Genomic DNA, 12,497 nt, shown 5'->3' with positions numbered 1-12,497 from the left:
CCCTTATTGACTGATACATCAGCTTACACTTCGCTTTCATATTAGCCAGCAACACTGATCTGGGTTAATAAACTGGTTTCACAGCACCTTTATTGTTAATTAAGTCAAATAACTATATAAGGAAGTTACAGTGAAAAAAGTATTAGCATTGGGTATTGCAGCAGTAATCTCGGTTCCAGCAGTCGCCGACCATAACACAATCGATGGTATGGATTTCGGGCCATTAGCAAAATTAGTTGGCACCTGGAAATCTGTGGAAGCTGGCGGCATTGATGTATCGCCAGGTCAAGAAGGGACTGATGTGGGTGCGGGAGGCCCTGCTGTCACACCATTTTATGAAGTAATGACATTTGAAGTAGCCGCAGATGCCACCAACGCCAGCGATCAATATCTCGTTGCGCTTTACTATAAACAGGAAGTATTCCGAAAGGCTGACGATTCTAAATTCCACGATCAACGTGGTTACTTCATCTATGACCAAGAAAATCAGATCGTCTACAACTCTTACTGTGTGCCACGCACCACATGTGTCACCGCGGAAGGCCCTGCTGGCGACACAATGACGTTAGTCGCGTCTAAGCGCGGTATCGCTGAGTCTGAATACATGACAGACAACGCAACCACCACAAACTTCACCATGAACATCAGCATCTCAGACGACACGCTGACTTACTCTCAAACCACTGGCTTAGAGATCTACGACAAAGCCTTTGCACACACTGATTCAAGCACACTAGTTAAAGTGAAATAACCTCATGTATAAACGCCTTTCACAACGAAGTGAAAGGCGTTAATTGCGACTATGGTTATCACTATCGGAACAGCTATTCTCCCTTTTTACCTCAATAGATTATCATCCTCTTTCTTATCCTTTTTACCACTAAAAACAATAATTGATATTACATGAGAAAATTCTTAATGGCTGATTGAAATAAATGGAATATAAGATAAATATTATGTCATTTAATATGAACGATTATTCTAAATTAGAAATAGTTACATTAGAGAAAAATTTAACAAAATCGTTAATTAACCATAATGAAGAACGAAATTTAATATTGATATTTAGATTATTTTAACAATCTAGAATTAAGATATAGATCAAAGCTTCAATGTTTATATTAAATATTTATTTCAATATTATTGAACCTATTTTTTGTTGCGTTTACATTCGTTTCCGCATAGAGAAATCGATAACTACTCACCAAAAACACTCAACCTCAACACACTTTCATGTATTGGATACTTGAAAACGATAACAGCTTCCCTACATCATCAGGAACTTTAATATGATCGCAACTTTCCTCAAGCGAGCCCTAATAATCTCAGCAACAAGGTTTGTTGCACTGTCTCTCGCGATGGTCGATATGATCATGTTAGGACACACAAATATGCTGGCAGTGCAAGATTACACCTTGGCTTCACAAGTCGCTCAGGTTTTCGTTATCTTGGCTGTCGTACTCAGTATTGGTATCAATATTGTCATTGGACAGAACAAAGAGGCACCTCGTCAAACTGCTCAAGAAATACTTGGATATTCAATATGTCTTGGCGTGGTTTTACTTGTTATAAGCCTTCTTGTGGGACAATTTTTTGATGCTTCAAACCACGCAACTCAAAGTTATTTTATACTTTCCATTAGTATTTTCCCGTTGGCTATTTATGTTGGATTATGCAACATTTTAGAAGCACAAGGCTTAGAGAAAAAAGTGCTAGCGGTAACAATAGTCAGTGCAATAGCGAATATCGCTTTTAACTATATCGCAATAGCTAACATAGATAACGCTTCTGTAGCGGTATCAATATCAACACTAGCAATACGCGTTTTAACCTTATTGCCTGTCATATATCTAGGTTTTAAAAATCAGCTCATCGCTACGCCACGATTCAACAAAGAAAAGGTCGGAATACTTGTTAATTTTGGTCGCACAGAAGCATTAACCAGTATCTGCTTCACTGGCGGTATTTCAATTTTGGTTCTTACGTTTGCCAGCCTTTATAACCAAGAGCATACTGCGTATCTTGGGTTTGCCCTCAACTTTATGAATAGCTTTTCCGTGCTCTATGTAGGGTTGGTGATATCTCTGTCCATTTCACTCTCTCAAATGGACAAATCCTCTAATGAACCTTACTCAATGCTCACGATTATGTTCGGTTATATCCTCGTGAGTGCATTTGGGTTAATTTTACTTGCTGAGGCTATTTCTCAGATCTATACACCTACTGCGACAAATGAATTGGTAAAAGCATTAAAACTCTCAGTCGCAGTGATCGCAATTGATGGTATTGCTCTTGTGTTTATATCTTGGTTAAGAGTTAGAGGCTTTTCTCAACTCCCGCCGCTATTTCGACTTGCAATGATCTTTGTTGGGCTGCCAGGAGCTTTCTTTATTAACGCTTTCGATAATCCTGTTCTCAATGTCATCTTTTTCATGGCCCTCGGTAACCTTATCGCTGCTCTAGCGTCAATGGTCTATTTTGTGTTTCGTATCAAGCATAAATCTGAAGCTCTTTTAGGAGCTCATCAGTAGATACATTTCTCTACTTCCATACCGCGAGCACAATCTAAAAGTGCTCGCGTCTCTCTTAGTGATCGGAACCTAAAAGCAAACCGTAACGATTTAAATACAAGTGCTTAGCTGTTTATCGTCGATCACACCGAGGGAGCCACACATGGACAACAGGATCACCATCATTGAGTTTCTTAGAGTATTCGATTTCATTCGCTCTTCCGGGGAACAACTGAACAATAAATATCAAGTTGGCGAGATGATAGCTTGGCATGATTACGATGGTTACACCTGTTGGCTAAGCTACAAAGACGTCACCGTCACACTGATGTTTCATGGTTCGCTTAAAATTGAGTACGACAACGCGTCAAACTACTCTGAATTTATCGACAATTGTCTGGGAATACTCGCCACGGAACCTTCATCGGACTAATGATTAATGGAGAAAATCATGAATAAGTCGAACTTCACAACGTCTTCATTGCGTAAACGAGCCCCCCCTTTATGGTTAACCCTGAGCCTTTCTTTGTTATGGTTTGAAACGTCAGCAGCAGGAATAGAGATGATTGATTTTACGCAAGCGAGCGAACAACAGAAATGGTCTGCGATCAACGACAACGTAATGGGTGGCATTTCAATAGGTGGGCTCGTTTATGATGGCCAGCACAGCCTATTTAAAGGTGAACTATCATTAGAAAACAATGGTGGATTCAGCTCAATAAACCGCTCCCTTGAATCGTTAAACCCCGCGGTGAAAAATGCAGAGCTGTCGTTTATTGGGGACGGGCATACCTACCAGTTAAGGTTCACCACATGGAAAGACGGTTATCGAACCAACTACAAGCACAGCTTTGAGACCGTCAAAGGTGAACCACTCAAGAAAGTGTTCAGACTAGAGGATTTTCAAGCCGTGTTTAGAGGTCGATTACTCAATAACGCACCAGAACTCAAGGCTCAAGACATCAAACAGTTCGGCTTTTTGATTGCAGACAAACAGCCCTCACCCTTTGAGTTAAAACTGATTCAGATTCAATTTAAATCATCCCAATAAACTGAAGAGAGCACAGATGAACGAAGCCCCAGACACAGCTCGCAATACGAAAAATGTCTGGGGCTCTTCTATTCAAGTGTCAAAACGCCTATATTTTCTATATCTTCAGCACTTAGTATTTGATGGCAGTTTTACCAATCGATGCGCTGCTTTCAATACGTCGGTGTGCCTCTTTCAGCGTACCAGAACTCAAACCATTCAGTGTTGTGGTTAGCGTAGGTTTGATACGCCCCGCATCAATCAAGTTCGCCGTTTGGAACAAGATATCTTGCTGCTTCTGAATATCGTCGGTGTTGAACAGCGAACGAGTAAACATCAACTCCCAAATGAAGCCTACTGACTTACCTTGTAGTGCCGACAGGTCAATCTCACTATCAAACTCAACAATCGAACTGATCATGCCTTGCGGCGCAATCAACTCTACCATCGCGTCCCAGTGGCCTTTTGTGTCTGCAACATTAAAGATGTAATCCACATACTGGATGCCTTGTTCACGCACTGATTCAACTAAGTTTCGATGGTTCACTACGTGGTCAGCCCCCATATCTCTTACCCACTGCTCCGTTTCAGGTCTTGACGCTGTCGCAATAACATTAAGGTTGGTTAATTGCTTCGCTAGCTGAATAGTAATAGAGCCAACACCACCAGCGCCGCCAATGATCAGGATAGACTTTTTCTCTTCAGGGCGAACACGCAGGCGATCAAATAACGCTTCCCACGCAGTGAGCGTTGCAAGCGGCATAACAACCGCAGCTTCATCCGTTAAGCTTTGTGGCGCTTTAGCTGTGATGCGGTAGTCAACGGCTTGGTATTCTGCGTTAGCGCCCATGCGTGTTACATCACCCGCATAGTACACACGATCGCCCAACTCAAAACCTTCGACGTTTTTGCCTTTACCTACCACTTCACCAACAGCGTCGTAGCCCAACACTTTTGGTTGCTCAAGTGTTTTATCTTTTGCGTTGCGAATTCGGATTTTTGCGTCTGCAGGGTTGATAGAAGTCGCACTCACTTTTACCAGTAAGTCATTCTCTTTTAACTCCGGTAGGCTCGTTTCAAATTCAAACAGGCTTTCTGGTTCTGTAATCGCTAGTGATTGAGTAAATCCGATGGCTTTCATTGTAGATGGTAGTGACATGATGCTTCTCCTTACATTCGATAATTGAATCTTAGAGATTTATCACTTTAGATAAACAGCCTAATATTTGAATTATTATCAAATTATTTTTGATAATAAGGTGTGTGTACGCAAAAAAAACACTAAGATTAGTCAGAAGAAAAAGCCAAACTTATGGCGAACAGAGCAACCGATTCACGGCTCAGAGCAGGGAAATGAAATGCTTCTTGAAGACTTACAAGTAATTTTAAAGGTAGCGGAGTTTCGTAGTATCACAGCAGCCGCCACTAACCTAGACATGCGCACAGCAACGGCAAGTGCGGCGGTGAAACGCGTTGAAGCGGCACTCGGTGCGGAGCTTTTCGTAAGAACCACTCGACATCTTCGCCTCTCTCCCGCTGGAGAACGATATTTACCAGAGTGCGAACAAGCGTTAAAAATGCTGGACCAAGCGAAACTTAATATACGTGAGGAGCTTGGTGTCATTGATGGCGAAATTCGAATCGCGCTTTCATCAGATTTAGGGCGAAACCTCGTCATACCTTGGCTAGATGAGTTTCTATTTGATTACCCTCAAGCGACACTTCGAACGAGCATCAGCGACAGTAACATCGACTTTTATCGTGATTCCGTGGATATGGCGCTGCGTTATGGTTCGCCAACTGATGCCAACATGTATGGCTTCAAAATTTGTGATGTGCCAAGAATATTATGTGCTTCGCCTGAGTATCTCGCAGAAAAAGGCAGCCCAGACCATCCAAGTGATTTGGCTGAGCACAACGGACTGCTGTATCAACTCCATGACATGTTGCAAGACGAGTGGGTATTTAACGACGGCACCCAAGACCACAAAGTAAAGCTCAAAGGGAATCGCGCATCCAATGACGCTGACCTAGTTAGACGATGGTGTGTTGCAGGAAAAGGCATCGCTATAAAGTCTTGTTTGGATATGTCGAGTCATTTGCTGTCTGGCGATGTGGTCAAAATCATGCCTAACTATGAGCCGACACCAACAGAGTTGTGGTTGGTGTGCCCAAGCCGTCAATCCATCACGCCAACCGTTCGTTTACTGAGAGATTTATTCCGTGAGAAAACGGCGGAGATCCTTTCCCAGCTCAATAAGCAAGGTGTCATCAACAGCTAAGCATCTTAATGCTGAATTTCAAACTGGATACAAAAAAGGCGCTAGCGAACAATTGTTCACGAGCGCCTTTGCGAATGACCTATCACCAGATGTGGCAAACTGATTCGCTTACTTTAGAAGATATTTAGTTATTCTTCGATGATGTCGCAGTCAGCACAACACTGAAGCGCTACTTCATGTTCGAACTCAATCGTGTCTTTGCCGTCTTCAAGCAGCTCTGCGATCTCGTCAGCGACTTCTTGCTCATCATCCGCCTCGATTTCACCTTCAAGCTCTTCTTCTGAATAACCAAAGAAGTTAAACAGCAGGTACTCGCGAGCTTCTGCTTTAGTGCACACAACGTTCGCAGTAAGGTCAGGGGTAATCTCACCTTGTGCTAGTGTTTCAGTCAGTTGCGCTAAAACCACCTCTTTCATCGCTGGCGTTAACCAACCAAGATCTGTGCTTACTGTCGTTTTTTTGCAGTCAAAACAAGGCAGTTGGTGAAAGTAGTATTGAAACGTAGTCATAAGTAATATCTTCTTTAAATGTGGTATAGCGAGATTATGCGCGTTTTTTAGCAAAATACTATCTCAATCACAACTCCGAATGACTGAATAGCTAGCTGTCGGTCAATAATTGCTTCAAACAATCACTACCTAAATCGCTACACACATCGGCGTATTCGAAATCGGATCGCGGAATACTTTCGCATTTAGGTCAAACACATCATCAAGTAACGCCTCTGTCATCACCTCGTCGGGCGAGCCTTCTGCCACAACACTACCCTGCTCTAACACCACCAAATGATCGCAGTAACGACACGCTTGATTTAGATCGTGTAGTACCACTACCACCGTTTTGCCTTTGGCGTTCATCTGTTGCATCAAATTCATTAGCTCCACCTGATGCGACATATCTAAATACGTGGTTGGCTCATCAAGCATAACGATGTCCGTATCTTGTGCTATCACCATTCCGATCCACGCTCTTTGCCTTTGTCCCCCTGATAATGATTCTACTGGCTTATCAGCATATTCAAGTACGCCTGTATCACGCATCGCTTGCTCAACAATGGTTTGATCGTCTTTTCCTAACTTTCCCCAGTGAGATACATAAGGAGAACGTCCATATTCGACCAATTTTCTAACGGTAATACCTTCCGGGCTAACTAGGATTTGTGGCAGAAGCGATAAAGAACGTGCAAGCGCTTTATCGCCATAACTTGATAATGGTTTACCTTCAAACGACACCTCTCCCGACATCGGTTTATTAATTCTTACCAAGGTTTTTAACAAAGTGGATTTACCACATCCATTGGGGCCAATTAATGCGGTAATTTTCCCTTTAGGGATTGAAACCGTGAGGTTTGGGATGATCGTTTGTTTGCCGTACGCGACGGAAAGATTCTGCGTTTTTAGCATGGTTACCAACCTCGATAACGATAAAGAAGAAAAATGAAATAAGGTGCGCCAATCACTGACGTCAGTACGCCGGCAGGCAATTCGATTGGAGGGTTCAAACCTCGTGCGAGTGCATCTGCGCAGGTGACTAAAATGGCCCCTAATAAAGCAGACGCGGGGATTAGCAACTTGTGATTATGCCCAAACAATAAGCGCGCTAGGTGAGGCGCCAATAGCCCAACGAAACTGATTGTCCCGGCTACTGACACGCTGACACTTGCGAGTAACACTGCTGCCAACAATGCGAGAACCTGAATCTGTTTGGGCTTAATACCCAAGGTAGTCGCACTTTCCTGACCCAGTCCCAACACGTCTAATCGCCAAGCGAGCCATAATGCCATTGGTAATAGTAAAACCAACGCCCCCCAGATAAATGGGACTTGCTGCCAGTTCCTACCCCAAAGGCTACCTGTGAGCCATACCATGGCTGTATTGATCTCGATAGGGTTAGTGACGAGTAAGAAATCAATACAACTGGCCAGAAACGCACTTACTGCAATACCAATTAATGCCAGTTTGGCTGGTGTTGGCTTAGACCACCATGCCAATAAGGCAATCAATCCAGCTGCAAAAACACCACCAAACATCGCAAATATAGGAAGCAAACTCACCGGCGCATTAGGAAACCAAACCAAACTCGCTGTTGCAGCAAGGCCTGCTCCGGCGCTAATTCCCATCAAGTCAGGAGACGCCAGAGGGTTACGTATTACACCTTGTACTAACACGCCTGAAAGCCCTAACCCTGCACCGACACTGATTGCGAGTAACATACGTGGCAACCGATACTGTTGGATAACAAAATCGTCACTAGAGAAAGCAATCAGATGTTCCATCACTTGAGAAATAGAAAGTGATGCAGCCCCAACAAACAAGCTAGAAAAGGCCATCAGCATAAGCAGCCCAAGCAATAACAATAGCTTCGCATTATGATGCATTAAGACCTCCTCGTAGCTATGAGAACAAAACAAGGTGTCCCTAATAAAGCGGTAATGACACCCACTGGCGTTTCTGTCGGGAAAGCAATAGCTCGCGACAACGCGTCTGACCAAGATACCAATGCAGCACCAGCCAGAGCGGAAACGGGAATTAAAACATGGTAATTATGCCCAACCATAGGACGAACTAAGTGGGGAATTAGCAATCCGACAAAGCCAATAGGCCCGGCAATAGCGACACTCGCGCCCGCCAGCAAAACAATGGTCACACTACAAATGAATCGCGTAAGGCGGATGTTGCTGCCTAGCCCAACCGCAACCTCCTCACCCAGCGCCAGTAAATTAAGGTTGCGCGCCAAGCTAATAGCTAACCCTAACCCAACCATTATGGGCGGCCACAACATTCGCCATTGTTCATCATCCACGTTAGATAATGAGCCTGTAAGCCAATGCAGCACGCTATAAGCCATATCGTCGGCAAGAATCAATGCTGCTCGAGTCAAACCAATCAGTAGTGCCGTAATGGCGATGCCCGCTAAAACCAAGCGCAATGGGTGAGATCGTGCAGAAAAAAAACCACCGAGGATCATCACAGCACCGCCACTTAACAAAGCACCGATAACAGCATTAAGAATGGGATTGAGTTCACTGACAATAGGCACGCCTATGGCAGCTAAAGCCATAAAACAGGCTGCACCAGAATTAATACCAAGAATAGAAGGAGATGCGAGTGGGTTTCTTGTTAAGCCCTGCATCAACAAGCCCGCAACCGCTAAACTCGCTCCAATCAATAACCCAGCATAGGCTCTTGGCGCTCTCAGAGTCGCCAAAATTTGATGAGTCATATTGCTCGTATCAAACGCAAACCAATAGCCAACTAAGTCATTAAGAGACAGAGAAAAGTTGGACCATCCCAGCATCGAAGCCGCATAGCCAGATAGCATCAAACACAACACTGATAGCGTAAATACAGTGGCTCGCCACGGTAATATTGTTAGGTTTCGCTTTCCGCTAGAGGTCAATATCGTTCTCATGATCGTTCCAAGATCTGCTCTAGATTTTTCGCCATCTGTTCAGCTGCTAGCATGCCTCGATTTAATGACCAAAGTGCTGGCGACACCTCAACAACTTGACTATTTTTTGCTGAAGTCATTAGGTTGAATAACGGGTTTTTCTCCCAATCGTTGACCACATTAGGATGCGAGTAAGCACCTAATAACAGCCAGTCCGGATTGGTTTTTAGCAGCAACTCAAAGCTTGTTGGCAAATACGCTTTTTCAGTAAGTTCTTTAATCGGGCTCTCAATTCCCAATGTTGTCAGTACTCCTCCTGCATAGGATGCTGGGCCATGAAGCCACATTCCTTTATCCGATACGACAGCAAACTGGACGGTTTGCTTCAGAGAGAAGTGGCTCTTGAAGCCGAGCATAGCTTGATGATGCTGTTGAATTCGTTGCTCCATATCTGATTGCTTATCAAGAGAAACACCAATTTTGAGCGCTGATTCCAAATTTTCTTGATAAGTTTCTCCTCGGCTTTTTAATAGCAAAGTCGGTGCAATTCGCTGTAGATCTTGATACACAGCTCGATGACGTTCCGCATCTGCGATAATCAAATCAGGCTTGAGCACAGCAATAGCCTCTAGACTAGGTTGAGATCGCATGCCAACAGACTGCCAAGGATCAACCAAGTCTCGTACTGCTGGAATCACTCGTGTCGCATCATTATCGTCGGCTACACCAACGGGAGAAACGCCTACCGCGGCTAATGCATCAACAAATGAGAATTCCAGCACAACAATACGCTGTGGCGTGGTGTTAATCTCAAACTGACCTTGCTCATCTTGGATGACTCTTGTTTTGGCCAAACTCGAAAATGAAATTAAACACATCACCAATGCAGCAAGACTTAACCATAATCTATTCATTGGGCGTAATGTATTCGTTGAAACTGGTTGAGAGTCGTTTCCCATATTAAATTATCCTCTAACGCTAGAACCGTGAAAGTCGCCAAGGGTATTGGCGACTTTTATTCGTTATGATTTTCAATAAATTACTGATTAGAACTGGTAATTCAGATCCAAGGTATAAGATCGCCCTGGCGCCGGATAGCGACCAACTGGGCTGGTATCAATGCCTCGGAAGTAATAGTCCTCATCAAACAAGTTGTTGACAGCAAAGTTCATGCGCAGTTTGCTACTCTCATCCTTGTATAGATCGGAGCCCAAATTGAAGTTCCATACCATATAGGCTGGGACTTTGCCCGTCGCCCCGATAGCATCCTCGTCACTCGTGTTGGCATTGTCAGAGTATGACTCGCTGAAGTAATAACCAGACAAGGTCGTGTCTAGCTTGCTAAATGCGTAAGTCGCATCCCAGCTAAATTGATGTTTAGAGGTGTAAGGCAGTTGATTACCCTTATTTGCACCGTCTTCTTCAATCGTTGCGTCTAGGTAATTATAACCCGCTCCTAAGCTCAGAGCCTGAAGAGATTCCAGCGTGTAACGGCCGGAAAGCTCAACACCTTGGTGAAGTGTTTTTCCAATATTGTCGAAAGTTTCAGTCGCTTTTTGCCATTGAAGCTGATCTTCAAAATCGATTCGGTAAAGCGCTACGTTGAAACTGGTTGAATCTTGATTGTAGCGAGCACCCACCTCATAGTTCCATGCGAGCTCACTGCCCTCCTCACCATGAAGTTTAATGTTAGATATTTGAGGTGCACGCAAGGATTTCTGTGCATTGGTATAACCAACCCATTGCTCAGTTAGATGGTATGCCACCGTTAAGCCAGGCAACCACTCAGTCACCCTATTATTTTTTTTCTTTCCTTCACCTAAATCACTATATGCCATATCAATTGATTCATAACGAACACCTGGTGTTACCTTTAATACATCATTAAACAAACCAATTTCGTTACTGATATAGCCAGCATAAGCGTCGGTGTCTAAGTGCCAGTCACGTGGAGTCGTTGTCAAGCCACCAGCAATCGGCGTTTGAGTAAGCTTGTAATCGATATCTTCGTTGACGTAGCGAGCCCCAACAATTACGTTTTGGGTCACTGTATTGCCGTCAAAATAGATCGCGAGTTTCGGTTCTACCCCATATACCTTAAATTCACGTGGTGACGTGCGAATATCAGTCGACGGAAGTGATGGATCAGACCACTCCACACCTTTAGTACTGTTGTAACCCCACTGGAAGAAACGCTCAGAACGATGGCCAAAAGTCAGTACTTCTAGCTCGGCACTATCAGCAATATTCAAATCATGTAAATACTTTAAGCTCCAACGCGTCGACTTACCTTGGTACTCATCATAAGGGCGCTTGGATTGTGTACGGTCTTTCTCGTAATCTTCTGGCGATAAAGCACCCGGCATTTGCGTGTCAGCATCATAACGCTGGACGAAAGCTTGTAGTTCTTGAGTATCATTCAGTAACCACTGCAACTTAGCCTGGAAGTTTTTAACATCGGTGTCAGAGTGTTCGCGGAAGCTTTCTCCTTTTAAGAAATTACCTTCTACTTGGAGTGCCAGTTTATCATTCAGCCAACCACCAGTACGCAGATAAATATCGTTCAGCGGGATATCGCCATCTTCAAAAACGGTAAAGCGGTTACTGATTTCCGTTTGCCATTGGTGAGGAATAGGCTTGGTCACCAGGTTGATCACCCCCCCCACGTTGTTTGGCCCGTACTGTACCGCCGCACCGCCACGCACAATATCAATACGATCAAGCATCGAAAGCGTCGCTGGGAAGATGGATTGTCCAGTATGACCATAAGGCGCTAGAGTAAGCGGCACGCCATCCATTAGAAACTGAGCCTGACCACTTCGACTTTCCTTCAAACCGCGAACTGAGACGTTAGGCAGAACACCTGTGCCCGTTTCATCTTGAACCTTAATACCAGGAACACTTTGAAGAGCAGAATCAACCGAAAGCGTACCCGTTTTTTTAATCTGTTCATTGGTCAAAACGGTACGAGATCCAGGGTACTCTTTTACGTCCTCGAGCTCTGAGTTACCTATCAAACTACCGGTAACGATGACTGTTTCCATGGTTGTCGTTTGAGGTTCAGACGCTGCAAGTACGCCCATGGACGTCACGGAAGCGATGGCCATTGATAGAGCACTGAGACGCAACTTTTTGTGCGATTGAGTACAGGGGTTACCATCCAAATTCTGGTAAGGCATGAAAATCTCCTAAAAAGGCAGGTTAAGGTCAAAGGCGCTACCATCGATTCGATATGTCCTTTTGACCTTTTGGGCTAAACGGCCTCGAAATAAGGCCAAAAGTGAT

Annotated in this window: 12 protein-coding genes; 5 read left to right on the top strand and 7 right to left on the bottom strand. The window is 44.1% G+C overall.

Annotation, left to right across the window (positions count from 1 at the left end):
* The first annotated feature begins 130 nt into the window (after nucleotides 1-130).
* The 4 genes from OCV52_RS23310 (at nucleotide 131) to OCV52_RS23295 (ending at nucleotide 3,561) form a co-directional block, all read left to right on the top strand.
* Nucleotides 131-751, top strand: coding sequence for a heme-binding beta-barrel domain-containing protein (locus OCV52_RS23310; protein ID WP_137406764.1), 621 nt, complete (start codon nucleotides 131-133; stop codon nucleotides 749-751).
* Nucleotides 752-1,289: 538 nt separating this feature from the next.
* A complete protein-coding gene (locus tag OCV52_RS23305; protein ID WP_137406763.1) occupies nucleotides 1,290-2,531 on the top strand; it encodes an MATE family efflux transporter in 1,242 nt (413 codons plus the stop codon).
* A gap of 142 nt (nucleotides 2,532-2,673) precedes the next feature.
* Complete coding sequence (locus tag OCV52_RS23300; RefSeq protein WP_137406762.1) at nucleotides 2,674-2,943, top strand: DUF3081 domain-containing protein; 270 nt, start codon at nucleotides 2,674-2,676, stop codon at nucleotides 2,941-2,943.
* Nucleotides 2,944-2,949: 6 nt separating this feature from the next.
* Nucleotides 2,950-3,561: a CIA30 family protein gene (locus OCV52_RS23295; RefSeq protein ID WP_137406761.1), complete on the top strand. Its 612-nt coding sequence runs from the start codon at nucleotides 2,950-2,952 to the stop codon at nucleotides 3,559-3,561.
* Between the two features lie 112 nt (nucleotides 3,562-3,673).
* Here OCV52_RS23295 and OCV52_RS23290 read toward each other — a convergent pair whose 3' ends face one another.
* The gene (locus OCV52_RS23290; protein ID WP_137406760.1) at nucleotides 3,674-4,699 is read right to left on the bottom strand and encodes a zinc-binding alcohol dehydrogenase family protein; all 1,026 of its coding nucleotides are present in this window, start codon (nucleotides 4,697-4,699) and stop codon (nucleotides 3,674-3,676) included.
* Between the two features lie 199 nt (nucleotides 4,700-4,898).
* On the opposite strand from OCV52_RS23290, the gene OCV52_RS23285 reads away from it, so the two are divergent.
* Nucleotides 4,899-5,822, top strand: coding sequence for a LysR family transcriptional regulator (locus OCV52_RS23285; protein WP_137406759.1), 924 nt, complete (start codon nucleotides 4,899-4,901; stop codon nucleotides 5,820-5,822).
* A 128-nt stretch (nucleotides 5,823-5,950) separates the two neighbouring features.
* Here OCV52_RS23285 and OCV52_RS23280 read toward each other — a convergent pair whose 3' ends face one another.
* The 6 genes from OCV52_RS23280 to OCV52_RS23255 form a co-directional block, all read right to left on the bottom strand.
* Entirely contained in the window at nucleotides 5,951-6,331 is a 381-nt protein-coding gene (locus OCV52_RS23280; RefSeq protein WP_137406758.1) for a hypothetical protein, read from the bottom strand.
* Between the two features lie 129 nt (nucleotides 6,332-6,460).
* A complete protein-coding gene (gene fecE, locus OCV52_RS23275; protein ID WP_137406757.1) occupies nucleotides 6,461-7,225 on the bottom strand; it encodes a Fe(3+) dicitrate ABC transporter ATP-binding protein FecE in 765 nt (254 codons plus the stop codon).
* Between the two features lie 2 nt (nucleotides 7,226-7,227).
* Nucleotides 7,228-8,199, bottom strand: a complete 972-nt coding sequence (locus OCV52_RS23270) for a FecCD family ABC transporter permease (RefSeq protein ID WP_137406756.1) — start codon at nucleotides 8,197-8,199, stop codon at nucleotides 7,228-7,230.
* Nucleotides 8,199-9,233, bottom strand: coding sequence for a FecCD family ABC transporter permease (locus tag OCV52_RS23265; protein WP_137406755.1), 1,035 nt, complete (start codon nucleotides 9,231-9,233; stop codon nucleotides 8,199-8,201). Before OCV52_RS23265 ends, OCV52_RS23270 begins: the two co-directional genes overlap by 1 nt.
* Nucleotides 9,230-10,171: a Fe(3+) dicitrate ABC transporter substrate-binding protein gene (locus OCV52_RS23260; RefSeq protein ID WP_137406754.1), complete on the bottom strand. Its 942-nt coding sequence runs from the start codon at nucleotides 10,169-10,171 to the stop codon at nucleotides 9,230-9,232. The genes OCV52_RS23265 and OCV52_RS23260 overlap by 4 nt, the downstream gene beginning before the upstream one ends.
* An 87-nt stretch (nucleotides 10,172-10,258) precedes the next feature.
* Nucleotides 10,259-12,391, bottom strand: a complete 2,133-nt coding sequence (locus OCV52_RS23255; protein WP_137406753.1) for a TonB-dependent receptor family protein — start codon at nucleotides 12,389-12,391, stop codon at nucleotides 10,259-10,261.
* Nucleotides 12,392-12,497 lie beyond the last annotated feature (106 nt).

Origin of the sequence: Vibrio chagasii (assembly GCF_024347355.1) — a bacterium.
Taxonomy (GTDB): Bacteria; Pseudomonadota; Gammaproteobacteria; order Enterobacterales; family Vibrionaceae; genus Vibrio; species Vibrio chagasii.
Note: the sequence above shows the minus strand (reverse complement) of the source record. Positions and strands in the feature narration are given on the sequence as shown.